Annotated in this window: 23 protein-coding genes, 1 tRNA gene, 1 other RNA gene and 1 pseudogene; 16 read left to right on the forward strand and 10 right to left on the reverse strand. The window is 65.0% G+C overall.

Annotated features, from left to right (window positions below; genetic code table 11):
• Positions 1-26 precede the first annotated feature (26 nt).
• Both ACWDOP_RS07405 and ACWDOP_RS07410 read left to right on the forward strand, forming a co-directional pair.
• A complete protein-coding gene (locus ACWDOP_RS07405; protein WP_456344376.1) occupies positions 27-317 on the forward strand; it encodes a hypothetical protein in 291 nt (96 codons plus the stop codon).
• An 11-nt stretch (positions 318-328) separates the two neighbouring features.
• Entirely contained in the window at positions 329-829 is a 501-nt protein-coding gene (locus ACWDOP_RS07410) for a DoxX family protein (protein WP_456344377.1), read from the forward strand.
• Between the two features lie 113 nt (positions 830-942).
• Here the strand turns inward: ACWDOP_RS07410 and ACWDOP_RS07415 are convergent, their stop codons facing one another.
• The 4 genes from ACWDOP_RS07415 to ACWDOP_RS07430 form a co-directional block, all read right to left on the reverse strand.
• Complete coding sequence (locus ACWDOP_RS07415) at positions 943-2,082, reverse strand: DUF262 domain-containing protein (RefSeq protein WP_456344378.1); 1,140 nt, start codon at positions 2,080-2,082, stop codon at positions 943-945.
• A complete protein-coding gene (locus ACWDOP_RS07420; protein ID WP_456344379.1) occupies positions 2,072-2,677 on the reverse strand; it encodes a hypothetical protein in 606 nt (201 codons plus the stop codon). Before ACWDOP_RS07420 ends, ACWDOP_RS07415 begins: the two co-directional genes overlap by 11 nt.
• A gap of 587 nt (positions 2,678-3,264) precedes the next feature.
• On the reverse strand, positions 3,265-4,491 hold the full coding sequence (locus ACWDOP_RS07425; RefSeq protein ID WP_454208798.1) for an acyl-CoA dehydrogenase family protein: 1,227 nt from the start codon (positions 4,489-4,491) through the stop codon (positions 3,265-3,267).
• Between the two features lie 27 nt (positions 4,492-4,518).
• A complete protein-coding gene (locus ACWDOP_RS07430; protein ID WP_454208799.1) occupies positions 4,519-5,913 on the reverse strand; it encodes an acyl-CoA dehydrogenase family protein in 1,395 nt (464 codons plus the stop codon).
• 268 nt (positions 5,914-6,181) lie between these two features.
• On the opposite strand from ACWDOP_RS07430, the gene ACWDOP_RS07435 reads away from it, so the two are divergent.
• Positions 6,182-6,409 (forward strand): hypothetical protein, encoded by a 228-nt coding sequence (locus ACWDOP_RS07435; RefSeq protein WP_454208800.1) that lies wholly within the window; start codon positions 6,182-6,184, stop codon positions 6,407-6,409.
• A gap of 504 nt (positions 6,410-6,913) precedes the next feature.
• Here the strand turns inward: ACWDOP_RS07435 and hisN are convergent.
• Positions 6,914-7,699: a histidinol-phosphatase gene (gene hisN, locus ACWDOP_RS07440; RefSeq protein WP_456344380.1), complete on the reverse strand. Its 786-nt coding sequence runs from the start codon at positions 7,697-7,699 to the stop codon at positions 6,914-6,916.
• A gap of 247 nt (positions 7,700-7,946) precedes the next feature.
• On the opposite strand from hisN, the gene ACWDOP_RS07445 reads away from it, so the two are divergent.
• The 9 genes from ACWDOP_RS07445 (at position 7,947) to ACWDOP_RS07485 (ending at position 16,516) form a co-directional block, all read left to right on the forward strand.
• Positions 7,947-8,873 carry a helix-turn-helix domain-containing protein gene (locus ACWDOP_RS07445; protein WP_456344381.1) on the forward strand — a complete coding sequence of 309 codons (927 nt, stop codon included), beginning with the start codon at positions 7,947-7,949 and terminating at the stop codon, positions 8,871-8,873.
• Between the two features lie 281 nt (positions 8,874-9,154).
• A complete protein-coding gene (gene prfB, locus ACWDOP_RS07450) occupies positions 9,155-10,270 on the forward strand; it encodes a peptide chain release factor 2 (RefSeq protein WP_454208803.1) in 1,116 nt (371 codons plus the stop codon).
• Between the two features lie 251 nt (positions 10,271-10,521).
• Positions 10,522-11,385, forward strand: a complete 864-nt coding sequence (locus ACWDOP_RS07455) for a mechanosensitive ion channel family protein (protein ID WP_456344382.1) — start codon at positions 10,522-10,524, stop codon at positions 11,383-11,385.
• Complete coding sequence (locus ACWDOP_RS07460; protein ID WP_454208805.1) at positions 11,372-11,539, forward strand: hypothetical protein; 168 nt, start codon at positions 11,372-11,374, stop codon at positions 11,537-11,539. Before ACWDOP_RS07455 ends, ACWDOP_RS07460 begins: the two co-directional genes overlap by 14 nt.
• A 56-nt stretch (positions 11,540-11,595) precedes the next feature.
• Positions 11,596-12,285, forward strand: coding sequence for a cell division ATP-binding protein FtsE (ftsE, locus tag ACWDOP_RS07465; protein ID WP_354991224.1), 690 nt, complete (start codon positions 11,596-11,598; stop codon positions 12,283-12,285).
• Positions 12,285-13,187 (forward strand): permease-like cell division protein FtsX, encoded by a 903-nt coding sequence (ftsX, locus tag ACWDOP_RS07470; protein WP_454208806.1) that lies wholly within the window; start codon positions 12,285-12,287, stop codon positions 13,185-13,187. The genes ftsE and ftsX overlap by 1 nt, the downstream gene beginning before the upstream one ends.
• A gap of 164 nt (positions 13,188-13,351) precedes the next feature.
• A complete protein-coding gene (gene recQ / locus ACWDOP_RS07475) occupies positions 13,352-15,475 on the forward strand; it encodes a DNA helicase RecQ (protein ID WP_456344383.1) in 2,124 nt (707 codons plus the stop codon).
• 456 nt (positions 15,476-15,931) lie between these two features.
• On the forward strand, positions 15,932-16,291 hold the full coding sequence (locus ACWDOP_RS07480) for a hypothetical protein (protein ID WP_454208807.1): 360 nt from the start codon (positions 15,932-15,934) through the stop codon (positions 16,289-16,291).
• A gap of 152 nt (positions 16,292-16,443) precedes the next feature.
• Positions 16,444-16,516 (forward strand) — tRNA-Glu (locus tag ACWDOP_RS07485).
• An 81-nt stretch (positions 16,517-16,597) separates the two neighbouring features.
• Here ACWDOP_RS07485 and ACWDOP_RS07490 read toward each other — a convergent pair.
• A complete protein-coding gene (locus ACWDOP_RS07490) occupies positions 16,598-17,059 on the reverse strand; it encodes a hypothetical protein (protein WP_456344384.1) in 462 nt (153 codons plus the stop codon).
• A gap of 252 nt (positions 17,060-17,311) precedes the next feature.
• Here ACWDOP_RS07490 and smpB point away from each other — a divergent pair, with 252 nt between their 5' ends.
• Positions 17,312-17,788, forward strand: a complete 477-nt coding sequence (gene smpB / locus ACWDOP_RS07495) for an SsrA-binding protein SmpB (protein ID WP_354985538.1) — start codon at positions 17,312-17,314, stop codon at positions 17,786-17,788.
• A 136-nt stretch (positions 17,789-17,924) separates the two neighbouring features.
• Positions 17,925-18,296, forward strand: a transfer-messenger RNA (tmRNA) gene (gene ssrA / locus ACWDOP_RS07500).
• 1,077 nt (positions 18,297-19,373) lie between these two features.
• On the opposite strand, the gene ACWDOP_RS07505 is transcribed toward ssrA, so the two are convergent.
• Both ACWDOP_RS07505 and ACWDOP_RS07510 read right to left on the reverse strand, forming a co-directional pair.
• Positions 19,374-19,883, reverse strand: a complete 510-nt coding sequence (locus ACWDOP_RS07505; protein WP_456344385.1) for a hypothetical protein — start codon at positions 19,881-19,883, stop codon at positions 19,374-19,376.
• Between the two features lie 108 nt (positions 19,884-19,991).
• Positions 19,992-20,204: a hypothetical protein gene (locus ACWDOP_RS07510; protein WP_456344386.1), complete on the reverse strand. Its 213-nt coding sequence runs from the start codon at positions 20,202-20,204 to the stop codon at positions 19,992-19,994.
• A 43-nt stretch (positions 20,205-20,247) separates the two neighbouring features.
• Between ACWDOP_RS07510 and ACWDOP_RS07515 the strand changes: the two are divergent.
• Positions 20,248-21,075 (forward strand): annotated as a pseudogene (locus ACWDOP_RS07515) (IS3 family transposase); the annotation flags it as partial.
• A 46-nt stretch (positions 21,076-21,121) separates the two neighbouring features.
• Here ACWDOP_RS07515 and ACWDOP_RS07520 read toward each other — a convergent pair.
• On the reverse strand, positions 21,122-21,244 hold the full coding sequence (locus ACWDOP_RS07520; protein ID WP_456344387.1) for a hypothetical protein: 123 nt from the start codon (positions 21,242-21,244) through the stop codon (positions 21,122-21,124).
• Positions 21,245-21,300: 56 nt separating this feature from the next.
• Here ACWDOP_RS07520 and ACWDOP_RS07525 point away from each other — a divergent pair, with 56 nt between their 5' ends.
• A complete protein-coding gene (locus ACWDOP_RS07525) occupies positions 21,301-21,435 on the forward strand; it encodes a hypothetical protein (RefSeq protein WP_456344388.1) in 135 nt (44 codons plus the stop codon).
• Positions 21,436-21,920: 485 nt separating this feature from the next.
• Here the strand turns inward: ACWDOP_RS07525 and ACWDOP_RS07530 are convergent, their stop codons facing one another.
• Positions 21,921-24,266, reverse strand: a complete 2,346-nt coding sequence (locus ACWDOP_RS07530) for a hypothetical protein (RefSeq protein WP_456344389.1) — start codon at positions 24,264-24,266, stop codon at positions 21,921-21,923.
• Between the last annotated feature and the right edge of the window lie 723 nt (positions 24,267-24,989).

A 24,989-nucleotide genomic window follows, 5' to 3' on the forward strand; every position in this document is an offset into this window, starting at 1 on the left:
CATCGTGCGCACAGCGAGGAATCTCCATGCCCGTCATCAGAATTCACCACTACCGCGTCGAGGACGATCGGCTCGACGCCCTGATCGCGCAGCGCGCGACCCTCATCAACGGCATCCGCATGAACAACCCGGGCCTGACCGAAACCCGCCTGACCCGGCTGGAGGACGGCAGCTACTCCGACACCTGGCGCTGGGACTCGGCGGAGCAGATGCTCACGGCGATCGGTGCGTCCCAGGGCTTTCCGCTGGTCGACGCGACCATGGCGCTGACCGTCGACGCCGTCGTCGAGACCGGCGAGATCGTCGACGAGCGCTAGGAGAGATGAGCATGAGCACCGAGCAGCTGTCCCGCCCCGCCGGGCCCGCCCCCGAAACCCGTACCGGCCTGCTGAATTCGTGGGCGGGCAGCACCACCCCCGAACGCCTGCGCTTCGCCGCCTTCGTCGCGACCACCGGCGTGGTCCTGACCGAGTCCGTGGTCGGCGCGTACTGGGACCTGGCCCGCGTCCCCTACGTCCAGGACACGTTCGCCGAGATCCAGTACCCCATGTACTTCGCCACGATCCTCGGCGCGGCCAAGGTCCTCGCGGTAGGCGCGGTGGTGGTCCCCGGCTTCCCCCGCCTGAAGGAATGGGCCTACGCGGGCTTGGTCTTCGTCTACGCCGGCGCGTCCGCCTCCCACCTGGCCGTCTCCGACCCACCGGCCCGCTGGATCAGCCCCCTGGTGTTCACGGCCCTGACCCTGGTCTCCTGGTCGCTCCGCGCCCCCGCCCAACGCGATCCGAGACCCCTCCCGCAGGCCCTACGCCGCCTGTTCCGCCGCGCCTGAGCTCGGCTAAATCGAGCACCCAGCACCTACCGCTCGTTCGGTACCGAGCTGGGTGCACGTACGACGTATCGGACGGGGCAGCGTCGTTAGGCTAGCGACACTATCTGACGCAGCTACGACGACTGCCCCTTGATCGGCTTCCAGTGTTCGATTATTTCGGTTAGTGCTGCGAGCCGCGACCGGCGAGAGCCTAGATCTGATGAGTTCCGGATCCCCAGAAGATAATCAGTGACAATTTGTGAGGTGCGATCCTCTGATATGCTGAGTGATCCGGAGAGCGTTGAGATGAGAGACGACGACTCAGCAGATTTTTTCCCTTGGGAAAGATCTCGTCGGAATGAAGAAACTGCGCGCTGAAATTGATCTAAGAGCTCGCGATATGAACGAGCCTCCCGCGGAGATAAGCTCTCCAAGAGATCGAAATGATTCCATCCAACATTGATCAAGCTGTACAAATCGACAATGTTAGACCAACGCGTACGACCTTCCCATTTTACAATCTTCTCCAGCTTCGTCAGGAGATCGAGAAATTTGATGGACTCGTCGCTATAGGCAGAGAAGTCGCTGGCGAAGAAATTGTACCTCTCGTCGAGCTCTGCTTTCTTGTTTGACACGCCGAAGATGCAGGTTCCGAAAATTTCGGCATAGAACTCAAGGTCTCCGCCTCGCTTTCGGCGTTCTCCGCTAAACACACCTGATACCGAGTTTATGTTATGGGCAGCACAGTCTTTGAGGAAATCAGTGAATTCCCCGGGGAGGAGCGCGTTGCGGAGTTCTTGGTCTGTGAGAACCATGTTAACCCGGTTTACACGGGCGAATACAGCCCGCACGAAGTCATCTCCTAGGTTTGAGAGCCGTCGAATGGGAAAGCGATACTGAAAGAATTTTTGCCGCACGTCATCTGGCAGTTCGCGGAATACGCAGCCTTCGAATTGGTCTCGGAGCGTTTCGTCTTCGAGCCCATCCAGTGGGTATTTATTATCGAGAAACTCCAGTAATGCGGTCAGCCTCTGCTGACCATCGACAACCGATACCTGCTGATCGCCATCTGCGCTTGTCTCGTACGACAGATAGATTTCTGGGATCGGATATCCAAGGAGAATGGTCTCCATCAGTGATACCTTGGCGCGATTGGGCCACACCGCCTTGCGTTGGTACTCTGGCTGGAGTATTAACTCTCCCGAGTTGCTCATTTTTCGAAATTCCGCGACAACCTTCGATTCTATCTCGAACTTGAGAGAATCACTCTGCATTTGCTACTCCATCCTCGATCGCACGATCGCGGGCCTTTTCGACGCCAGAAATGTGATACTCGCGAAGGGCTCTATGGTTGCGGTAGATTCGATAGTTTACCTCGCGACCACGAAATTCTCTTCCGAGCAATTCGGTGATCATATCCCTAGCTTTTGACCACTTTTCACCTATTGATGACAATCTAGGCAGCACGATATCTGTGCCAATGCATTCTTCAAATACTAGTTTGCGCAGATTGCCTTTTTGGTTGCGAAACTCTTCGGTTTCGAGTAACTTTTTTAGTTCAATCCATGTAGTTTCAAATATTTCTGGCGAAACTATGGCAATATCTAGATCGGAATTTTCGTGAAATACTCGAAACTCTTTATCGGGATTTAGGGAATAGCCTAATCGGGCGCTTCCTACGAGCTGTACGCCGACCGGGTCGACATCCAGTCGATCAGCTACAATGTGGCGCCATCGAACGTACTCAACCTCTTCCGGCCAGATGGCGGGGGTGCCCTCGAACAGGCGAGCTGTCACGAAATAGCTGACGTTCTTGTCCAGGGCGCAAAAGTCGCTCCAGAACCTAGTCAGCCCTTCGTTGCTCGACACAGTGCTCCCTCTCGTCGCGGCCTAACTGGACCGTGCTGCCTTCAAAAAGCCCGGCCCCCAACGCCTTCGGATCCTACCCCTTGGCCAGGTGTTGTAAGGATTCGGTTGCTGGACAAGCCGGGTTGAGGGTGATCGCCAGAAGCAAACTCTCTCTGGCACGTTGAGCTAGCGCAGCTTGCCGGTCGACAGTCCATGTCCAGGCGTCGGTAAGCGGATAAGCCCGATGTGGGTGGATCGAGTATCGCGCTCGACGTTGGGCGGGCCTAAACTGATAGGGCACTACTCTGTTCAGGTTTACGCTTCCTTTTTGAGACTGCGGCCGCCGCATGCTGATGTGTGTCACAAGCGGGTTTACGAAGCAAGTGTAGGAATCAGCTTAGGAGCATCGAGGCGGGCGATCAACGGTTGCCTCTGCCTCATACAGTCTGCAAGACCGCCTGGCTGGCCGTAGAGGGCTCGTCTCGTCGGCGTGGTCGTTGCCAGCTGACGGCCTGGGTGGTGAAGTTGATTTTACGGAGGTATCCGGGAACGAGAAAACCGGTGCGACGCCGTGGAGGCGTCGCACCGGTTTCCCGTTGTGCCAGTACTTACTTCAGCTTGTCCGAGCCCAGGCCGAGGATCCGGCGGGCGACGATCAGCTGCTGGATCTGCTGGGTGCCTTCGAAGATGTCGAGGATCTTCGAGTCGCGGCCCCACTTCTCCAGGAGGGTGCGCTGGGAGTAGCCGGTCACGCCGGCCAGCTCCACGGCCTTCAGGGTCACATCGGTGCCCATCCGGCCGGCCTTGGCCTTGGACATCGACGCCTCGAGGGAGTTCGGCTTCTTGTTGTCGGCCATCCACGCGGCGCGCAGGGACAGCAGGTACGCCGCCTCCCAGTCCGCCTCCATGCGCAGGAACTCCGCGGCGGCGGCGTGCTGGTTGTTGGCGGGCTTGTCGTAGGAGATCTCCACGCCCGCGTCCTCGAGCACCGTGCGGAGCTCTTCGAGCGCGGCGCGGCCGACGCCGACGGCCATGGCGGCAACGAGGGGTCGGGTGTTGTCGAACGTCTGCATGACGCCCGCGAAACCCTTCTCCACGTTGACTTCCGGGCTGCCCAGGATGTTGTCCGCGGGAATGCGGCAATCCTCGAACCGGATCTCGGCGGTGTCCGAGGCCTTGATACCCAGCTTGTGCTCGAGACGAGACACGGTCAGGCCCTTGGCATCACGCGGCACCACGAAGGACTTGATGGCCGCGCGACCCGCGGACTTGTCCACCGACGCCCACACCACGATGTGGGTGGCGCGCGAACCGGCGGTCACGAAGATCTTGGTGCCGTTGAGCACCCACTCGTCGCCGTCGAGAACAGCGGTCGCGGTGACAGCGGCCGAGTCCGAACCGAAGGACGGCTCGGTGATCGCCATGGCGGCCCACACCTTGCCGAAACGCTTCAGCTGCTCATCGGTGGACACCGCGGCGATCGCGGCGTTGCCCAGGCCCTGGTAGGGGATGGACAGCATCAGGCCCGCGTCGCCCCAGCAGGTCTCGAGGGCGTTCAGCAGCGCGGACATGTTGCCGCCGTTGCTGTTTCCGAGCAGCTCGGTGGCGTGCTCGTCCTTCTCGTCGGCCTTGCGGCCGCCGGTGGCGCCCGAGACGTCCTGCTCGCCCGAGGCGGACAGGCCCTCGATCATGGCGGCCATGGTGTCGAGCTCGACCGGGTACTCGTGCTCGGCCAGGTCGTACTTGCGGGACACCGGGCGGAAGATCTCCGCGGCGACCTGGTGGGCCTGGTTCGCGCTGGCCCGGAGCTTCTTGGGGAGTTCGAGATTGATCATTGTTTGTCTCTCCGTTGAGAAGTCGGGTCAGAGAAGGACTACGCCCTCGGCAACGCCGATGGCACGAAGATCGCGGTACCAGCGCTCCACCGGGTGCTCCTTGGTGAAGCCGTGCCCGCCGAGCAGCTGCACGCCGTCCAGGCCGATCTGCATGCCCTTGTCGGTGGCCAGCTTCTTGGCCAGCGCCGCCTCGCGGGCGAACGACAGGCCCTGCTCCGCGCGTGACGCACCCCGCAGGGTCACGAGACGGAGTCCGTCGAGCTCGATGGCCATGTTGGCGACCATGAAGGCCACCGCCTGACGGTGCGCGATCGGCTCGCCGAACGCCTCCCGCTCCTTCACGTACGGAATCACGTAGTCCAGCACGGCCTGACCGGTGCCGACCGCCAGCGACGACCAGCCCAGGCGGGCCAGGCGCACGGCATCGGCGTAATCCTCGGTGCGCTGGGCGGTCTCGGCCTCGCCCAGGATGGCGTTGGCCGGCACGGCGACGTTGTTCAGCAGCAGCCGGCCCAGGCCCGCGGCGCGCAGACCCATGCTGGGATCGGCCTCCACGACCACACCCTCGGTGTCCGACTCCACGATGAAGAACGCCGGGCGCCCGTCGAGCTCGGCGGCCACGATGAACAGTTCGGCGTCACCGGCGGCCGGAACCAGGCTCTTCACGCCGTTGAGGCGGAAACCGCTGGGCGAGCGGGTGGCCTTGGTGCGTAGCGCGAACGGGTCGAACAGCGCGTGCGGCTCGGAGATGACGACCGAGGCCTGCGGCACGCTCTCCCCGGCGAACGCGCCGAGGTAGGTCTTCTGCTGCGCGTCGGTGCCCCACTGGGACAGCGCGACGGCCACGCCGGAAGGAGCGAGCAGCGGCAGCGCCAGACCCATGTCGCCGTGCGCGAGCGCCTCGGCCACAAGGGAATTGGTGACCGCGCCACGCTCGGAGGCGGCGCCCTCGAGCTCCTCGGGCACGTTGATCAGCGTGATGCCGAGCTCGGAGGCGCGCTCGAGCAGATCGCGCGGGGCCTTGGCCGCGTTGTCCGCGTCGTAGGCCGCCGGGCGCAGGATCTCCTCGGCGAACTCGCGCACCGTCTCGACGATCATCTGCTGCTCGTCGGTCGGGGTGAGGTCGAAGTAGTCCTTCTTCTTGGACTCGTTGGCGGGCAGCCGCTTGGGCGCGCCGCCGCCGGCGACCTTCTCGAAGACGCGGGTCGCGGCGCCGAGGCTGCGGAAGCCGGTCTTGGTGCCCTCGTACGTCAGCCGCTCGATGGGCTTGCGCAGGTTGTACTTCTCCGCCAGTTCGGACCCGGTAATGGTCGTCATGACACGCATGGCCGCGCCCATCCAGTCGCGCTTGACCGGGTTCAGGCCGACGGCGGAAGTATCAGGACGTCGCGTCTTTGCGGTGTCTCGAGTGCTCATAATCACCAGTTTTCTTGAGTGTGGAGGGTGATCCTGCCCAGCAATCTTACTCCAGAGTAAGACTATCTTACTCCAGAGTAAGAACAACCGTCGAGGGTTGTCGAATCGGCAGGTCGATGCGGTGCGTTCCGGGCCGTCGTCCGGGGGTTCCGGCGGCGCCGCCCCGCGGATTGGGGTCTAGTGAAACAAACCTGCTTCAGAGCGGCGGTGTGCGGGCTAGGGTGCAGGGGCACCGATGCCCTCGGGTGCGCAGAAAGTCTGATGGAGGTAACCCATGAAAACCGTGCTCGGCACCACCGGCCTGATCGCCGCCGCGCTGTTCCTGTCCGCTCCCGCCGCCCAGGCCGAGGCCGTGGAACTGGAGGACGTGGCCGTGAGCCTGTCCGCCGGCGGCCCGAACACCGAGACCGAGATCGGCCTCGGCTCGGTGAGCGTCGGCTCGGCCAACCCCGGCGGCGCGTTCATCGACTTCGGTTCGGTGCGCATCCCGCTCGGCGGCTGAGCGGGACACCGGCAGCTTCACCCGCAGTACCTGTAGGACACCGCCTTCGGGCGACCCGATGCCGGGACCGCAGCCCCGCATCGGCCTGCGAATCACCTGTCCGGAGCGACTTTCGCTCCGAATTACCGATGGCGAGTTCATGTCCGCCGCATTGGCCGGATCTATCGGTTACCCAATAGGATTCGCAACAAACCAGCGAAAAGCTGTTGATCACAATGCAATTCACTGCACTGTGGATCTTGAATAGGCGGGATTCCCGTACGGTTAATTCATTCCTCTAGCTTCAATCTTCAAGTCTCACTACGTTTTTCAGCGAGACGAAAGGAGGAATGATTATGTTGTCAGGACTCGTCTCGGTAGTGACCAGTTTGCTCGGCGGCCTCGTTGACGTGCTGATCGGCGGCACGGGCGGCGGCACCGGCTCGGCTTAGTCCCCGAGCATATTACAGGCGAAAACGAACACCCCCGTGGCCGGCGCGGGGGTGTTCGTGCGTGCGTGGGGCCTCAGGCAGCCAGCGCGGCCAGAACCTGGTCCTGCAGATGCGAATTGGTGGCGACGGCGCTGCCGCCGTGCGGTCCGGGATTGCCGTCGAGCGAGGTGAACGTGCCGCCCGCCTCGCGAATCAGGACATCGAGCGCGGCCATATCCCACAGCGAGAGTTCGGGTTCGGTGCAGATATCCACCGCGCCCTCGGCCAGCAGCGTGTAGCCGAAGAAATCGCCGTAGCCGCGCACCCGCCACACCTCGTCCGAGAGCGCGATGAGCTTGGCGCGCCGCCCGATCGCCCGCCAGCCGGACAGGCTCGAGATCGCCAGCGAGGCCGCGCCGAGCTCGGCGACGCCGGACACCGAGATGGCCCGCGGCTCGGCCCCTTCGAAGCTCGTCCAGGCGCCCGCGCCCGTCGCGGCCCACCAGCGCCGCGCCAGGGCCGGCGCGCTGACCACGCCGACCACCGGGATGCCGTCCTCCAGCAGCGAGATGAGCGAGGCCCACACCGGCACGCCGCGCACGAAGTTCTTGGTGCCGTCGATCGGGTCGATGACCCACTGCCGGCCGGTGAATTCAGCATCGCCACCGAACTCCTCGCCGAGCACCAGATCGCCGGGGCGCTCGGCGGAGAGCACCTCGCGCACCATGCGCTCCACGGCCAGATCCGCGTCGGAGACCGGCGTCAGATCCGGCTTGGCGTCGATCTTCAGGTCCAGGGCCCCGAACCGGTCGCGGGTGATGGCGTCGGCCGCGTCGGCCAGCCGCAGGGCGAGTTCGAGATCAGCGGAGTAGGCGGTCACCGGGGGTACGTTAGCGCCTCCGGGTAACACGGGTGCGTCGGCAGCGAACTTCCCGCTTCGGGCGGCGCGGGGGAGCAGGTCCGGGCATCGCCCTCGCGAACTTCCGGCCACCGCGCTCGCGAACTCCGGGCGACCGCGCGGCTCGCCCGGACCCGCATCCGGGGAACCGGGCGCGGAGCGTGCAACACGCCGAGATCCCCAGTGCCAGGGCCACTTTGCGCCTTGCGCGCCTTGCTACCGTTTTCGGGTGAGCGACAACGAGTTGGGCCTTTTTCTTCGCATTCGGCGCCAGGGGGTCGTACCGGGGGATGTCGGACTACCCGCCGGTCCACGCCGTCGCACGCCGGGTCTGCGTCGCTCCGAACTCGCAGCCCTGGCCGGGGTGAGCGTCGAATACATCTCCCGGCTCGAACAGGGCCGCGACCGGCATCCCTCCTCGGCGGTGTTGTCCTCGATCGCGAACGCGCTGAACATGTCCGCGAGCGAACGCGTTCACCTGCACCGCCTGGTGAAGGCGCAGACGCCCGGATTCACCTGCACGGGCAATCCGCAGCCGGCCCGGGTGGTGCGCGCGCCCATGCTCGCGATCCTCGATCAACTCGAACCCGCGCCCGCCTCGGTCCACAATCGCGCCGGGGAGGTGCTGGCCTGCACCGAGGGCTACCGCCGCCTCATGGGCCCGACCGGGCTGCTAGACGACGGCCTGCCCGCCAGCCTCCCGCGCTACGTCTTCACCGACGCCCGCGCCCGCCACATCTATCCCGACTGGCAGCACACCGCCGATCAGACGGTGGCCGCCCTCAAGTTCGGCCCGTTCCGCTCGGACCCGGCCGTCGCCGCCATCGCCGACGAACTCGCCGACGCCGCCGGCGAGGAGTTCACCGGCAGGCTCGCGCGCGTCACGAGCCTGCCCGACGCGACCGGCATCACCCGCCTGCGCCACCCCGAGGCCGGGCTGCTCCGCCTGGCCCACGAAACCCTCGATCTCCCCGCGGAAGACGACCAGCGCCTGATCGTCCAGCTCCCCGCCGACGAGCCGACCACCACCGCCCTGGACGAGCTGATCGGCCGCCAGTCCGACAGTCTGGTCCTCCGCCGCCCGGACGACCGCACGCTCGATTCGTCCGGCGGACAGGGCCGCGCGGCCCGCCTCAGCGCGGCCGCGGCGAACTGAGCGCGGCAACGATCGTCGCACCGCTGCCGGCGCCGTGTGAGAGTGCCGGTGGCACAGCGAATTTCCCTTGCGCGGCTACCTATCCTGGAGGCATGGGAAACACGGTGTCGAACTCGGTGGGGAACAGTCGGTTTCGGAACGCGCCCGCCGCCGGTTGACTGCCCGGCGGCGAATCCACGCCCGGCCGCGGCGGCCGACGCCCGCGCTCGGCGGGTACATCGCGACCCGCAGCCGGGCGTCGAAGTGTGGAGTGGGCGGGGCAGTCGGTAGCCTTGAACACCGTGCATCCTGACGTATCCGCTGACCTGGCCGAACTCGACGCGACCCTGAAGACCGTGGAGTCGGTGCTCGATATCGACGAACTGGTCCGGCGGATCAACGAGCTGGAGCACCAGGCCGCCGACCCGGACCTGTGGAACAACCAGGACCACGCCCAGGCCGTCACGAGCGAGCTCTCGCACGCGCAGGCCGAACTGCGCCGGGTCCAGGGGCTGCGGCAGCGGCTCGAGGATTTGCCGGTGCTGTACGAGCTCGCCGAGGACGAGGAGGGCGACGCCCGCGCGGCCGCCATCGCCGACGCCGACGCCGAGCGGTCCGCGCTGCACGCGGACGTCGAGGCCATGGAGGTGCGCACGCTGCTCGCCGGTGAATACGACAAGCGCGAGGCGCTGGTCAACATTCGCTCCGGCGCCGGCGGCGTGGACGCGGCGGACTGGGCGCAGATGCTCATGCGCATGTACGTGCGCTGGGCCGAGCGGCACAAGTACCCCGTCGAGATCTACGACACCTCCTACGCGGAAGAGGCGGGCATCAAGTCGGCCACCTTCGCGGTGAAGTCGCCGTACGCGTACGGCACGCTCTCGGTCGAGATGGGCACGCACCGGCTGGTGCGCATCAGCCCCTTCGACAACCAGGGCCGCCGCCAGACCTCCTTCGCCGAGGTCGAGGTGCTGCCCGTCGTCGAGACCACCGACCACATCGAGATCCCGGACGGCGAGGTGCGCGTCGACGTGTACCGCTCCTCGGGCCCCGGCGGTCAGTCGGTCAACACCACCGACTCCGCGGTGCGCCTGACGCACATCCCGACCGGCATCGTGGTCACCTGCCAGAACGAGAAATCGCAGCTGCAGAACAAGATTTCGGCCATGCGCGTGCTGCAGGCCAAGCTGCTCGAGCGCAAGCGGCAGGAAGAGCGCGCCCAGATGGACGCCCTCAAGACCAACGAGGGCGCGTCCTGGGGCAACCAGATGCGCTCCTACGTCCTGCACCCGTACCAGATGGTCAAGGATCTGCGGACCAACTACGAGGTCAACAATCCGTCGGCGGTGCTCGACGGTGACATCGACGGGTTCATCGAGTCCGGAATCAGGTGGCGCATGCGAGAAGCCACCGCGTAATACGCGACACCCCGGGCTCATGACGCGCCCGAATCGGGGTATCGCGACGCGCGGGAGCCGGGCCGTGTGTGCCGCGGACCCGCCCGGGCACGGCGGTGGCAGTCGGTACTGTGGTGCCTCGGGTGTGTTTGCCGCACTTCGGTGTTCGCGGCTCACCCGGTGCCGAACGCGCACCGAGCGCCGGAGCCTGCCGGGCCGCGCGGGACGCGAACGGCCCGAGCGTGACGGAGGCAAGACAGTACGGAGGCAGTATGAGCAGTGCGTCGATTCTCGCCGCGGGAACCGGGTCGGATCTGGGTAACTGGTTCCGGTCCAGCGGGCTCGAGATCGTGCTGCTGATCGTCGGTGCGATGTTGTTCGCGCGCGCGGTGACCTTCGTGCGCGACCGCATCACCCGCAAGATCGACGCCTCGTTCCGCAGCAGCGATTCGCTGGTGCGCACCGAGGCGGCCAAGCACAGACACGCGCTGGCCCAGGTGCTCACCTGGGTGGTGCTGTCCCTGGTCTACTTCCTGGTCGCGCTGGAAGTGTTGCAGCGCTTGGGATTCCAACTGGGTGGTTTGGTGGCCCCGGCCGCGGTGATCGGCGCGGCGCTGGGTTTCGGCGCCCAGCGCATCGTGCAGGACCTGCTCGCCGGATTCTTCCTGATCACCGAAAGACAGTACGGTTTCGGCGATGTCGTGCGCATCGCGGTGACTGGATCCGGGGTCGACGCCGAGGGTACGGTCGAGGACGTCACGCTGCGGATCACGACCTTGCGCAGCGCGGACGGCGAAGTGATCACGGTACCGAACGGTCAGATCGTGAAAGTGACCAATCTGTCGAAGGATTGGGCTCGTGCGGCCATCGACGTCCCCGTGCCCGCCACCGCCGACATCAACAAGGTCAACGAGATCCTGCGAGAGGTCGGCGCCAAGGCGTTCGCCGATCGCAAGCTGAAGACCCTGCTGCTCGACGAGCCGAGCGTCATGGGTGTCGAAGATCTCACCGTCGACCAGATGAACATCAAGATGGTTGCCCGGACACTGCCGGGCAAACAGTTCGAAGTGGGGCGCGAGCTGCGGGTGCGGGTGGCCGCGGCGCTCCGCCGGGAGGGTTTGAGTGAAAACACGTAAGTCCACGGCGATCCTGATCACGGTCTGGCTCGCGACGTTCGTGCTCTACATGTTCGTCAAGCCGGAAAGACCTGCGAACCCGGGCTATACGCCGATCGTGAACACCATGCTCAGCAACTATCTACCGGACGCTCCGGCTACCACGCCGCGCTGACCCGCCCGCGCGCGGTGTGGCCGAGCGGCGCGACCGCCTGGCTACACTGGCCAATCGTGATAGCGCTGCGCAACGTCACCAAGACCTACAAGACCTCGACGCGACCCGCCCTGGACAATGTCACGGTCGACATCGACAAGGGTGAATTCGTCTTCGTCATCGGACCCTCCGGTTCGGGCAAGTCGACGTTCATGCGGCTGCTGCTCAAGGAGGAGAAGCCCACCGCGGGCGAGGTCTGGGTCTCGGACTTCCGAGTGGACAAACTGCCCGGCCGCAAGGTGCCCAAACTGCGCCAGCGCATGGGCTGTGTCTTCCAGGACTTCCGGCTGCTGCAGCAGAAGACGGTCGAGCAGAACGTGGCCTTCGCGCTGGAGGTGATCGGCAAACCTGCGGCATTCATCTCGCGGGCGGTGCCCGAGGCCCTCGACCTGGTGGGTCTGGCGGGCAAGGCCGATCGGCTGCCCGGTGAGCTCTCCGGTGGCGAGCAGCAGCGCGCCGCCCTGGCCCGCGCCTTCGTGAACCGGCCGCTGGTGCTGCTGGCCGACGAACCGACCGGCAACCTCGACCCCGAGACCAGTCAGGACATCATGGCGTTGCTGGAACGGGTGAATCGCACCGGGACAACGGTGGTCATGGCCACCCACGACAACACCATCGTCGACGCCATGCGGCGCCGGGTGATCGAACTCGATCGCGGCCGCCTGGTCCGCGACGACGAGACCGGCGTCTACGGGGTGGGGCGGTAATGCGCGCGGGATTCCTGTTCGGCGAGATCTTCACGGGCCTGCGCCGCAACATCACCATGACCATCGCGATGATCCTGACCACCGCGGTCTCGCTGACCATGCTCGGCGGCGGTCTGCTGACGGTGCGGCTGGCGGACAAGATCCAGGACTACTACGTCCAGCGCGTGGCCATCCGGCTGTACCTCGACGATTCGGCCTCGCGGGATCTGGACTGCACGCAGGACCCCTGCAAGTCGATCATGATGGATCTGGAGCAGAACCAGTACGTCGCGAGCGTGCAGTACGTGAACAGCCAGGAGGCGGTCAAGGAGGTCAAGGAGTCGACCTTCAAGGATCAGCCGGGGCTCGCCGACGAGGTCAGCAAGGACGGCCTGCCGGGCTCGTTCCGGGTCAAGCTCAACGATGTCACCCAGTACCGCACCATCTACGACGACTTCCACGATCGGCCCGGGGTCATGACGGTGCTCAACGACGTCGACATCGTGGACCGGCTGGTGGGCTTCTTCACCGGGATCCGCAACACCGCCTTCGGCCTCGCGGCCCTGCAGGCGCTCGCCGCGCTGCTGCTGATCGCGAACATGGTGCAGGTGGCGGCGCTGGCGCGCAAGACCGAGGTCAACATCATGCGACTGGTCGGCGCGACACGGTGGTACACGCAATTGCCCTTCCTGCTCGAGGCGGTGCTCGCCGCGCTCGTCGGCTCGCTGCTCGCGGTGGCAGGGCTGTTCGTCGCGCAACCGCTCGTGATCAACAAGGCGCTGGGGTCGCTGGCCGACGACGACGTGCTGCCGCCGATCTCGAGCGAGGACATCGCGACCGTGGCGATGATCATCACGCCGGTGGGTGTCGGATTCGCGGCGTTGGCGGCGTATGCGGCGCTGCGGTACTACGTGCGCGAATGAGTTGCCGCACCCGGGCCCGTCTTTCGCGGATTCGCATCGTGCGAGGCGGGCCGGGGTATTCGGTGTGATCCCGCACGCAACGGCCCGCGCCGGGCCGGGTGCGCGGGGGTGCGAAGTTGCCAAGGGAGTATTGCGCGTCGGAGGCTGTCCGTAGGATTGCTGCCGTGAGTGCACCGGAGGTCGAAACCGTCGTCGGCAGTGAGTCTCTCGAGGACGCCGGAAGTGTTGCGGCGCACCAGGTTCTGCGGAAGACATTCGGCTACGACAGTTTTCGCGGACCGCAGCGGGCAATCGTCGAACAGGTGATTTCCGGCGGCGACGCCCTGGTGCTCATGCCCACCGGCGGCGGCAAGTCGCTCTGCTATCAGATCCCGGCGCTGGTGCGCCCGGGCGTGGGCGTGGTGGTCTCACCGCTCATCGCCCTCATGCAGGACCAGGTCGACGCGCTGAACGCGGTAGGGGTGCGGGCCGGCTTCCTCAATTCCACCCAGTTCCCGGACGAACGGCGCACGGTCGAGGCGCAATTCGTGGCCGGCGAGCTGGATCTGCTCTACCTCGCGCCCGAACGGCTGCGCCTCGAGTCCACCGCGCAACTGCTCGACCGCGGCAAGATCTCGCTGTTCGCGATCGACGAGGCGCACTGTGTGTCCCAGTGGGGCCACGACTTCCGGCCCGACTACCTGGCGCTGTCGATGCTGCACGAGCGCTGGCCCGACGTGCCGCGCATCGCGCTCACCGCCACCGCCACCGAGGCGACCCGCAAGGAAATCGCCCAGCGGCTGGACCTGACCGGCGCCAAACACTTCGTCGACAGCTTCGACCGGCCGAACATCCAGTACCGCATCGAAGCCAAGAACCGGCCCGAACAGCAGTTGCTGTCCTTCATCCAGGGCGAGCACGCCGGCGACGCGGGCATCGTCTACTGCCTCTCGCGCAACTCGGTGGAGAAGACCGCCGCGTTCCTGAGCGCCAACGGCGTGCCCGCGGTCCCGTATCACGCGGGCCTGGACAACCGGGTGCGGGCGACCAACCAGTCGCGCTTCCTGCGCGAGGACGGGCTGGTGGTCTGCGCCACCATCGCTTTCGGCATGGGCATCGACAAGCCCGACGTGCGCTTCGTCGCCCACCTGGATCTGCCGAAGTCGGTGGAGGGGTACTACCAGGAGACCGGTCGCGCGGGCCGTGACGGCCAGCCGTCGACGGCCTGGATGGTCTACGGCCTCAGTGACGTTGTGCAGCAGCGCAAGATGATCGACTCCTCCGAGGGCGACGCCGCCCATCGCCGCCAGCTACAGCTGCACCTGGACGCCATGCTGGCGCTGTGCGAAACGGTGCAGTGCCGGCGCACCCAGCTGCTGGCCTACTTCGGGCAGGCGGGCAAGGCGTGCGGCAATTGCGACACCTGCCTCAACGCGCCCGAGGCGTGGGACGGCACCGTGCCCGCGCAGAAGGTGCTCTCCACGGTGCTGCGGCTCAAGCGCGAACGCGGGCAGAGCTTCGGCGCCGGGCACATCGTCGACATCCTGATCGGCAAGCGCAATCCCAAGGTGGAGCAGCACGCGCACCACGAACTCAAAGTGTTCGGCATCGGCGCGGACCTGCGGGATATCGAGTGGCGCGGCGCGATTCGCCAGCTGCTCGCGCAGGGGCTGCTCGCCGTGCACGGCGATTACGGGGTGCTGACGCTCACCGAGGCCAGCAACGACGTGCTGTTCAACGGCCGCCAGGTCATGCTGCGGCGCGAGCCCGAACGCGCCAAGACCGCGCGGGCCTCCAAGTCCGCCAAGGCGGCCAAGGCCGTGGCCGATCTCGCGCCGGGCGACGCGGGGCTGTTCGAGAGCCTGCGGGCCTGGCGCGCGGCCACCGCCAAGGAACAGGGCGTGCCCGCGTACGTCGTGTTCCATGACGCGACGCTGCGGGAGATCGCGGCCCGCAAGCCCGCCACCCTGGCCGATCTGGGCGCGATCGCCGGCATCGGAGAGAACAAGCGCGCCAAGTACGGCGAGGGGGTGCTCGAGGTGGTGACGGGTGCGGCCCCAAGCCAGGCCGGCACGCTGCTCGAGGGGAGTCCCGCGCCTGTTCGCGAGGCTCCGCCCGCGCGCCCGGCAGCTGCCCGTCCGGCGGCGGCTCGCGCGTCGGCGCCGCGCTCGGCTCCGCCCGCACGGGAATCGGCAGCTGCGGCAAGGCAACCCGCGCGCTCGGCGCCGCCCGCCCCGGACTACGACGATGTGCCCTGGCCGGACGAGGAACCGGGGTTCCCCGACGAGCTGCCGCCCGACTACGAGTAGGCGCGGCGGGAATGCTCGACCCGGGAATGCCAAACCGGGGCGGTCGGCCCGGGATGCTCAAGCCAGCAATGTTCGACCCGGGGCGGTCGGCCCGGGGATGCTCGATCCGGGGTGGTCGGCCGGCGCGGATTGGCCGGCCCGGCTGCGGATTGGCCGGTGCAGCGCGGGCTTTCGGGCGCGGCGGTTCGGGCGCGGTCGCGGGTGATCGACGTGACGGGAGTACCGCGGGGTGATCGTCGCGGTGCCGGGTCGCCGACCGATCTGTCGTGGCGTTGGTTGATCGGCAGGTTGATCAGCGGCGGTGCAGGTTGATTCGTGTGGGGGCGGGAAGCCGGTGCTAGGCCGTCGGTTCGTCATTGTGTCGAACCACGCCTTCGTGCCCGGCGTATCGAACGGTTAGACAGCAGAACCACTTCCGAGCTCCACCCGACGACGAGTGATTGTGAGTATTCGACCGTGGTGAAAATCGATGTGCTGTTCACACGCAGGCCCGAGCGGTGGGGGTTACGCGGCGACCCCCGGCTGTGGGAAGCGTTGCACGAAAAGCTCGGTAGCCGGTCGATCCCCGACGGTGAGTACGACCTGCGCCGCGTCCTCGAGGAATCCATCGCCGAGATCATCGGCACCGAACTGCCGCTGTCCGTTCCGGCAACCGACGCCGCGCACTTCCCCGTCGAGCGCTTCCGCATCGGCAGCGGCATGAGCGACGGCGTCGTCTCGCTGCACTGGTGGCGCTACACCGGGATTCCGATGCTGACCGATCGCGCGGCCGGGGTGCGCGCGGGCGAGTACGTGGTCCCGATCCGCCGGAAGTGATCGTCGCGGACGGTCGAGAACGATCTTTCCCGGCCGTCCCGGCACCACCCTTTCGACGGTGCGGAACCCCCGCTTGCTGCGGATTTGGTAGCTGAGCCCCGGCAGGATAAGCTTTCGGAGCTGCCGCGGTCCACGGATCGCGGGAAGTCCAAGGTCCCGTCGTCTAGCGGCCTAGGACGCCGCCCTCTCAAGGCGGTAGCGCGGGTTCAAATCCCGTCGGGACTACTTCGAAAGGCCCCCAACCGGTTTCGGTTGGGGGCCTTTCTGCTGTGCGGCGCCCTGCCCAACGCCGCCGACTGGACGGGCCTACGAGCCCGAGCTGCCCGACCCGAAGCTTCCGGTGTCCCCGGCGCAGTCGTCGGATTCCTGGACCTGCACCGGCGGCGTTCCGGGCGCGGCCGCCACCACGGTGACTGTCTCGGACTTGCTCTTCCCGCCCACGCTCACCGTGATGACGTGCGACCCGGCCGTTGTCGGGGTCCAGGTGAAACTGGGGACCTTCGCCGCAGGGCTGTACCCCGTACCGCTGCCGAGGCAGACGCCGTTGTCCCGGAAATACGCACGGTTGTTGAAGATCGTGCCCAGGTCGGCCGCGACCATGTACTGCACCGTGTACTCGCTGCCCACCGTGTATGTGGTCCCGAGAACGTCGACCCAGGTGACGCCCGCCGCGGCCTGCGGTGCGGCCAGCGCCACCGCGGCCGAGGTCGCCGCCAATGCCGTTACGCCCCAGCCGATTCGGCGAGCCGGGCCGCTGTTTGCACTCATCCATCGCTCCTTGTTCCGTGGCCCCGGTCGGCGGGGTCGAGGAACGGTAACGTCCGGGGTGAGTGAAAGGTCTTGGTTTCAGAAAACCGTCGTGCCAGCAATTCCTGGGGCATGACGGGCTCGTTGTTCGGCCCGCTACCTGCTGGTTTACCGGTCACGGGCGGGTTCGGCGGCAGTAGGGGCGGCCGGGTTCCGGGGCGGTCGCGCACGCGCGGAATAAACGGCTGGCGCGGCTGATTATTGTTGGTCGTTATGAAGGAAAAGGGGCGCAAGGTCATCGCCACGAACCGCAAGGCGCGGCACAACTACGCGATCATCGACACCTACGAGGCCGGGATCGCGCTGGTGGGCACCGAGGTGAAGAGCCTGCGCGAGGGTAAGGCGTCGCTGGTCGACGCCTACGCCAGCATCGATGACGGCGAGGTGTGGTTGCGTGGCCTGCACGTGCCCGAGTTCTCGCACGGCTCGTGGACCAACCACGCGCCGCGACGCACCCGCAAACTGCTGCTGCATCGTCGCGAGATCGACAAGCTGCTCGGCAAGACCAAGGAATCGAGCCTGACGCTGGTTCCGCTGTCCATGTACTTCTCCGACGGCAAGGTCAAGGTCGAGCTGGCGCTGGCCAAGGGCAAGCAGGACTACGACAAGCGCCAGGATCTGGCCAAGCGCGATGCCGAGCGGGAGGTCGTCCGCGAGGTCGGGCGCCGGATCAAGGGCATGCGCGGCTGAACGTTCCTCCGGGAACGCGCAGGTCGGAAACGCCCGCGTGACGCGCGGATAATGGGATGATCCGCTGTTTCAGCGGTGTTAGTATGACTGAGCCCGGTGCGAGCCGGGTGGTTCACTCGAATCGGTGAACACAGACGGGGCTGAACGGTTTCGACTGCGTACGTTGATTCAGGGGAAGCGTGTCAGTGCAGGCAGGAGACCACTGTATAAGCGTCGCTGCAACCCTATAAGCGCCGATTCCAATCAGCGCGACTACGCTCTCGCTGCCTAAGTAGCGAAGCGTGTCTGTCAGCCCGGGTTCGCCCTCGACCCGGTCACTGGCATCAGCTAGAGGGCTTACCGTTCGGCTCGGTCGCGGAGTCGAACGGAACATCAAACAGCGACTGGGATCGTCATCTCGGCTTGTTCGCATGACTGAGAGATCCGAGTAGAGACGAAGCGAACTGCACACGGAGAAGCCCTGGTGACACGGCGGAGGACCCGGGTTCGATTCCCGGCAGCTCCACCACAGGCCCCTCACCTGCAATGCAGGTGAGGGGCTTTTTCATGCCTCGACAACCCGCAGATCGGGCCGCGCGTCCACATTTTGCCCACGCTTCGCAGCGGCCAGGATGATGCCGGCGCTCATCCAATCGGCCACCCCGCACGTACGACTCCGAGAACATCGCGATGTGATGAGACGAGGAGAGCCGAACCCCGACCCCCCCTGCATCCGGTAGCGGAAGTGCGTGCTCGGCACGAAGTCCACGTTGACACCGCCTGGAAGATAGCGGCATGAGGTTGCCCGCGGTCGAACTGACCGAGGAGTACACAGAGGCCGATAAGTCGGCGCTTCGCCGACTGTTCGAAGACCAGGAAATCGCGACCTTCGTTGGCGCTCTTGACAAGCAGATGCTCAAACCCGAGCACGGCCCGAACGGGGCTAACTTCTCCTCCGGAGTGGTCGCTCGTCCCACTCTGCGCTGCATGGTCCGTGACGCGGACGGCAGCATCATCGGCTACGTTTCGGTTCAGGCCGTCGGGCAACGGGGACCGAGCGGAGCCATAGAACCCCGTACCGCGGCGGCATCAATTTCGCAATCGACCCAGACCATCGCCGCACCGACTCCCGCCCGTCACGGGGGTATGGCACCGCCACACTCCACGGCCTGCAAACGCACCCGAAGCTCGCCGACATCCACGCCTTCACAGGCTCAGTCGACGCCACCAACACGGCTAGCCTCGGCATGCTCCGCAAGTACGGCATCACGCCGACCGACTCCTTCACGACCCGCGACGGCAAGAAGTACTGGAGCATCGAGATCCCCGGTCCCGCTGCAGTACATGTCTGACCTGCTCGTTATTACGATAGCCGAATAGTGAACACTACCTTCGCCTCTCCCTGATCAGGGGTCAGTCTCAACCCCACCTAACCACACGCCACGCACCCAGCGACTTGCACAGCGCCCACCGCACCCTCGCGGGGGACCCCTCGGCCGACCCGACGAGCGGCGGAACCTGAAGCGGCTCCGGTCCTGTACGGGTCTGGGGCTTCCCCTTGCCGACGCCGAACCGATCGCCTGATGCCGCGTATTCCACAGCATCATCAGGTGTAGACGCGGGTCGGAAGCTGCATGTCCGTGCGCCGCCACCTAAGTCCTCGGCTGTCGGTGAACTTGATTGTGCAGGTGAATTGCACAGCCCCGCGGAGGTCTTCGGCGTAATCGTAGGCGCTGCCATCGCTGCGGCTCAGATCGATTTTCACGGAGAACGACTGGCCGGCGGAGAGCGTACGAACTGGCTCGTATGGCCCAACGCGACCAGGACTGGTCATCTGTCCCGCGGTGAATTTCGCGTGGGGGTCCGTCGACATCTGGACCTTCTCGAGTTCGACCTCGACTATCGGTGCGCTGCTTTGATTCGTGACCTTAAATTCCAGGTGGCCTCGCTGAACCTCTTCTGAGGTGATCAGTCGGGCCTGGCTTCGCTCGTTGTCTTTGTGTTCGTCGGCGTCAGCGCGTAAGGACTTCAGCCCTATGCCGAGTGCGATAATCGTGCCTACTGTGCCAGCCGCTGAGATCCAGCCTGGTACCGCGTCTCCCCAGTAGTTCGTCATTGCGTCGACTGTAGTTCTTGTCATGCCTGACCTGCGTAGATGTCAGTCGTGGGGGTGTCGAAATCTCGCTTATAAGTTTTGTCGGCACTGGCGGGTGTCAAGGGTCGGTCACCGGTTCTGCTTCGACGTCGATGTTTCGCTGTGATGGCCGAGCCGGCTGAGGGCGTCCTGCTCGTCGTGGTCGAGTTCGGTCATGTCGTCGTCGGTTGGCCTACCAGCCGTACTTGTGATCGGGCGGAGGCTGTTGCCGCCGTGCATGAATGCCATCGGGCCGTCGCCGGTCCAAGCGTTGGCGGGCGTGTCCGTGTCCTCGTGAGTCATGACGCGGTCCAGGGGGGCGACTGGAGTCGGGGATGAGTTTGCCGGAGTTTGCCGGCATCGGGCAGCCGTCGCGCACCTGATGCGCGTGCTCGAAGTGAGCGAGCGGTTCGCCTGCCGGGTCACCGGGCAACACCGAAGCACCCAGCGCCACCCTCCTACCGCGCAGACCCCCGCCGATCCCGATGCGGCACTGCGTGATTGGCTACGAACATGGGCACGCAACCATCCGCTGCAGGGATTCCGGCGCGCCTACCACGACGCCCGCGGCGAGGGCTGGACGGTCAACCACAAGAAGATCCAACGCCTCTGGCGCGACGAAGGTCTGCGAGTGCCGCAGCGGCGCCGCCGAAAACGCCTCGGCACCACCACCGCGACCGCCGAAGCCAACGCGCCGAACCGGGTATGGGCCGTGGATTTCCAATTCGACGCCACCGACGACGGTCGCCCGGTCAAGATCGTCTCGATCGTCGACGAACACACTCGCGAATGCCTCGGCGGGCTGGTCGAGCGGTCGATCACCGCCGATCGGCTCATCGACGAACTCGACCGCCTCGCCGTCGACCGCGGCTACCCGGCCGTCTTGCGCTGCGACAACGGACCCGAGCTCGCCTGCGCGGCAATGACGGACTGGGCCGGTGAACGGGTCGGTCTGGCGTTCATCCCACCCGGTCAACCCTGGCGCAACGGCTACATCGAGTCGTTCAACGGCCGCCTGCGCGACGAATGCCTCAACATCAACAGCTTCTGGTCGTTGACCCAAGCCCGCGTCGTGATCAATGACTGGAAAGACGAATACAACCACCGCCGAAGACATTCCGCACTGGGCTACCGCACCCCGGCCGGATACGCTGCAACCTGCATCCACCGATAACCGGCTCTCACACCCGGTGGACCGAATCACGGGGTCCCGTCAGTGATCAGGCAGGCAGGCTCTTGGAGATGGCGGGGGTGAGGAACTCGACGCGGAAGCTGTCGACGTACTTGTCTCGCTCGGACAGGAACCGGAGTGTGTTCCTGCTGCTCGTGTGCATCGAACGCATCACGTGATGACGTACACCTCGTAGAAGACCCGCGTGGGCGGCTCACCTTCGATCGGGTGCGTGGCGTACACGAGCGTTCCGGGCTCGCGGTCACGAATGTGTTCGACGGTCTCAGCGATCAGCGCGTCGAAGCCTTCGACCGCGGCAGCATCGGCGAAGTTTTATCGGACAACCAGAGCGAACATGACTGAGCCTCTTCTTTATCCGGACGCTGACGGCCAGGCATTGCGATACAGGCCAACATATCTCGAGGTTCCCCGAGAGGTTCAGCGCGAACGGGCGTCCGGCGCACCTCCAGCCGTCATGGTGGCGTCAGCCTCATCGACGTGCGGAGGCCGTCGGAGAAGCCGATTCCGTGCCCACATTTTGCCCACAATCTTGGATGATTTTCGCATGATCTGTCGTGACCTATATGCCCAGGTAGTTACCACTTTTATCCTTCTGGCAAGTACCTCGGAACGGGTTCGATCTCCGGCAGCTCCACCACGGCGGTCTTGTTTGCCCGGGGTCCGAAAGGACCCGGGGCAAACAAGACCGCCTTTCTCGTTTCTGCGGCCTCAGCGCTGGTCGATGCCAACTCGAACCATGCGGCGATCGAGCTCGAGTTCGGTTGACTCGCGGGCATGGTAGTTCGGGCGGGCGGGTCCGGCTATCGGCTCCTCGCAGCAGTCGATGGTCACAGGCCAGTCATTTCTACGATCACCGCGTCCAGTTGTGCCGTGACGTCCGCACACCGCCTTTTGATCTCGCGAACGTCCTTCATGTAGAGCTTCTGCACTTCCGCTGGCTCCTCCTCGACACCAGCTTCCTCACGCGCGCGCACGGCTTCTTGAGTGTGTTTCAGGAGCTGGTCGATATGTTCAGCGGCAGTCTCGACGGCATCAGTACTTGCTCTGAGCTTAAAGGTCAGCTCCGATCGGAGCAGCGTCATGCGCGTTAGCGCGTCTTCTGGAAGGTCCTCATCGACCTGGACCGTGTCAGCCTCTGCCTGAGCCGCTGTGCCGTCCTCGGCGGAGTGTCGGTTGGCCCTGGGCACAGCGGTTTTGGGAAACAGCGTATCGAACCAGTGCTTATCTGCCAGCACACTCTCGCGCGGTCTGCCACTACCGTCGAGTGCCCAGAATGTGCCCGGTGCTTTCCCCGCAACGCCGTCAGCCGCGTCCGGTGCATCGAGAACCGCTTCTGCGAACGACAGAAGTAGCTGGCGAGTTACGCCCGTAGGTGGGTCACTGTAGGCGTTCACCAGCGCCTGAATTGCGTTCGAAGGTGCGCGGCGCACGCCTTTGCGATCCGCGCCGGCCTCGGAGCCTTGGCCAGAGGTAACAAAGGGTTCGGGCGCATTGATCAGCCCGGGCAGGAGATGCCTACGGACCAAGGTTTCCCAGGCTGCGACGTTGCCTTGATGACAAGCTGCGAGTATTGAGGCAAGGCTGCGTGCGTCTATTTGCACTCCGAACTGGACGTCCCGCGCACTGAAGGCGCCCTTTGCGGCCAGGAGGTTGCCCCTGTTGACGAAGTGTTGGGCGACCACAGCCGCCCAGATTTCTGTTCGGCGATCGGCCTTCGGCCCATTTGCCTGGCTCCATGGTGCCTCTTGCAGGGCAGTGCGAACCACCGGCCAGTATCGACCAGTTGGCATGTGTTTTCGGGTCGGCATGCCGTCCGGGCGCGGTGGGACCGGAGGAAAGAGCATCACGGTCGCACAGCGAATCGCAACATCACGCAGTGTGACCGGACATGCTGGATCACCAGGAGAAAGCAGTATGGCGAGCACATCTAGCGGTTGGGCACCCACGAGTGCATCAGCGATCACACTTTCGTTCAGGGAGTTTGGTGCGATTCTTCCGTTAGTGACCGCTTCAGCGAGAAGGTCGCAGAGAAGACCGTCAGCTTGGTATGCCTTGACCACTGTCGACCACAATCCTAGTGCGCGGTCCTCGTCGTCGTAGCCGAGCTGGCCGCGCAGGTGATCGTGAACATTCAGCTGTCGCAGCGCCACCTCAAGCTTTCTCGGAGTCCTGGCCCCTACCACCACACGGGCCGGAACCTGGGCGATCCGCTGCGCCCTCTCAGCCTGGTCCGCCTGTTCGTGGTTCGAATCCGTAGACGCGGTGTTCAGCTGAATGCTGATTCGGCGCAGGATTTCGCGTAGACCGACCAAGAGCAGTCGTCGATTCTCCTCCTCACCGGGGAGCCGTAGGCTCGATTGCGGAATGCCCATCAGCAACTGCGCAGCTTCGACGCCATAGATTTGGAGCCGAGCGTCAGCGCGGTTGTTGCCAGTCACATGAAATCCACGCCATGGCGAAGTGACAGTTCCGTCCTGGCCGATCGCCGGTACTTGTTGCAGGACTACGACAGTCGAGTCCCGCTGGCCCTCATTGACTAGAGACTCGACTAGGTCATAGGTACGGCGATTTCCGCGCTTTCGCAGTTTGTCGACGGTGTACTGCTGGAGCGCAGCTGCAATCGCGGCAGGGACGGGCTCGCTGATCAGTGCGGTGAGTGCGACGCCATCCTCCTCGATCGCACGAACAGCCGGAAGTGGTCGACGGAATCCTAATGCTCGCTCCTTCAACGCGAGATCGCTTTTTGCACTTGTGTGCTTAAATTCAGCGTCCCGAACCGCGGCTGCGGCCGCATCCTTCTCGGTTTGTGGCGCGGTCGTCGCCAATGCACGGTCGGCGTTCTTGGCTCGAGCGAGGTTCGCCTTGCGGCCGTATAACACCTGTTGCTGGTCGACGAGTTCACCAAGGCGAGAGAGGTTTTCAGGGGTAGGGTGCAGCCAGTCACTGCGCGTGCGGTCATTGAGATGCCAGGGCAAGGTTGCTGCGCCATGCAAGTCCACTCGAAGCATCAGTAGTGCATCGCCGGACTCCCGAGCTTCGACCTGGTACGCGGTCGAGCGTAGGAACCAATCGCCGCGCCGGTTCTCGATTACGCGTTTGGCCTCACCGCGACCGAGCGCGGGAGCAAGCGCTTCGAGGATCGCACCCCTGGGCGCTGGTGCGGCTTTCTCCATCTGGCAAGTGTTGACAATCGCCGCGTACAGAGATTCTGCCCAGTTGGGGTGAGTTGGGTACGGGAAGGGTCCCTCAGGGGCTTTTCGTGCAGACATGAGAAGACGGTCCTTGTTCTCCCGGGTGCCATTGAACTCCCGGTGTGTGGTGTACGCGCCGACGACGCCGACACGGCACGCACCAAGGACGCAGGCACTCCTTCCGGGAGCATCAGCAAGGCCGTCGTCACCGCCTGATGCCTGCTGGCATCTGGCTGGGAAGACCGTCTATTCCTTCGAATCCACCATTGGAGACTGGGCGCTACTAAAGAAGACCATCAGGATCGAGGTTTCGCAGCGTACGGCTCACGGCCATTTCCGCCGACGGCGGCAATAGGCTGGTAGATCGTTAGAACAACTGACGTGCTCTGCCATGATGTCGTATAACGCATTGGTGCGCAACAGGTTTCGCTAAACTGTCGAGACTGTTCTGATTGTTATCGTCGGCATGAGCGGCGTGGCTGGATCCAGACGCCCGCGATAATGGCGTGTCACGAAGATCCTCGTAGGCCGTTTCGGCCTGAGGCAGTCCTCGGGCAGCGGGACGGCGTCTAGCGGATCCCGCCCGTCTACACCGAGGAGCATCAGTACTGGGTGGCTGACCTTGCGCAAACAATCGGGTCTCCCAGCTGCGTCGTGGCAGGGCATCGTGCTGAGCGCAGGCGAGCGACACGGGATCCTGCTTGT

Source organism: Nocardia sp. NPDC003693 (assembly GCF_053981095.1).

Coding starts and splice junctions, on each gene's coding strand:
- ACWDOP_RS07520 (WP_456344387.1), bottom strand. CDS start 21,244: ATGCGTTCGATGCACACGAGCAGCAGGAACACACTCCGGTTCCTGTCC.
- ACWDOP_RS07405 (WP_456344376.1), top strand. CDS start 27: ATGCCCGTCATCAGAATTCACCACTACCGCGTCGAGGACGATCGGCTC.
- ACWDOP_RS07425 (WP_454208798.1), bottom strand. CDS start 4,491: ATGATCAATCTCGAACTCCCCAAGAAGCTCCGGGCCAGCGCGAACCAG.
- ftsX (WP_454208806.1), top strand. CDS start 12,285: ATGCGCGCGGGATTCCTGTTCGGCGAGATCTTCACGGGCCTGCGCCGC.
- ACWDOP_RS07435 (WP_454208800.1), top strand. CDS start 6,182: ATGAAAACCGTGCTCGGCACCACCGGCCTGATCGCCGCCGCGCTGTTC.
- ACWDOP_RS07510 (WP_456344386.1), bottom strand. CDS start 20,204: ATGACTCACGAGGACACGGACACGCCCGCCAACGCTTGGACCGGCGAC.
- ACWDOP_RS07410 (WP_456344377.1), top strand. CDS start 329: ATGAGCACCGAGCAGCTGTCCCGCCCCGCCGGGCCCGCCCCCGAAACC.
- ACWDOP_RS07505 (WP_456344385.1), bottom strand. CDS start 19,883: ATGACGAACTACTGGGGAGACGCGGTACCAGGCTGGATCTCAGCGGCT.
- ACWDOP_RS07490 (WP_456344384.1), bottom strand. CDS start 17,059: ATGAGTGCAAACAGCGGCCCGGCTCGCCGAATCGGCTGGGGCGTAACG.
- ACWDOP_RS07455 (WP_456344382.1), top strand. CDS start 10,522: ATGAGCAGTGCGTCGATTCTCGCCGCGGGAACCGGGTCGGATCTGGGT.
- ACWDOP_RS07415 (WP_456344378.1), bottom strand. CDS start 2,082: ATGCAGAGTGATTCTCTCAAGTTCGAGATAGAATCGAAGGTTGTCGCG.
- smpB (WP_354985538.1), top strand. CDS start 17,312: ATGAAGGAAAAGGGGCGCAAGGTCATCGCCACGAACCGCAAGGCGCGG.
- ACWDOP_RS07530 (WP_456344389.1), bottom strand. CDS start 24,266: ATGGAGAAAGCCGCACCAGCGCCCAGGGGTGCGATCCTCGAAGCGCTT.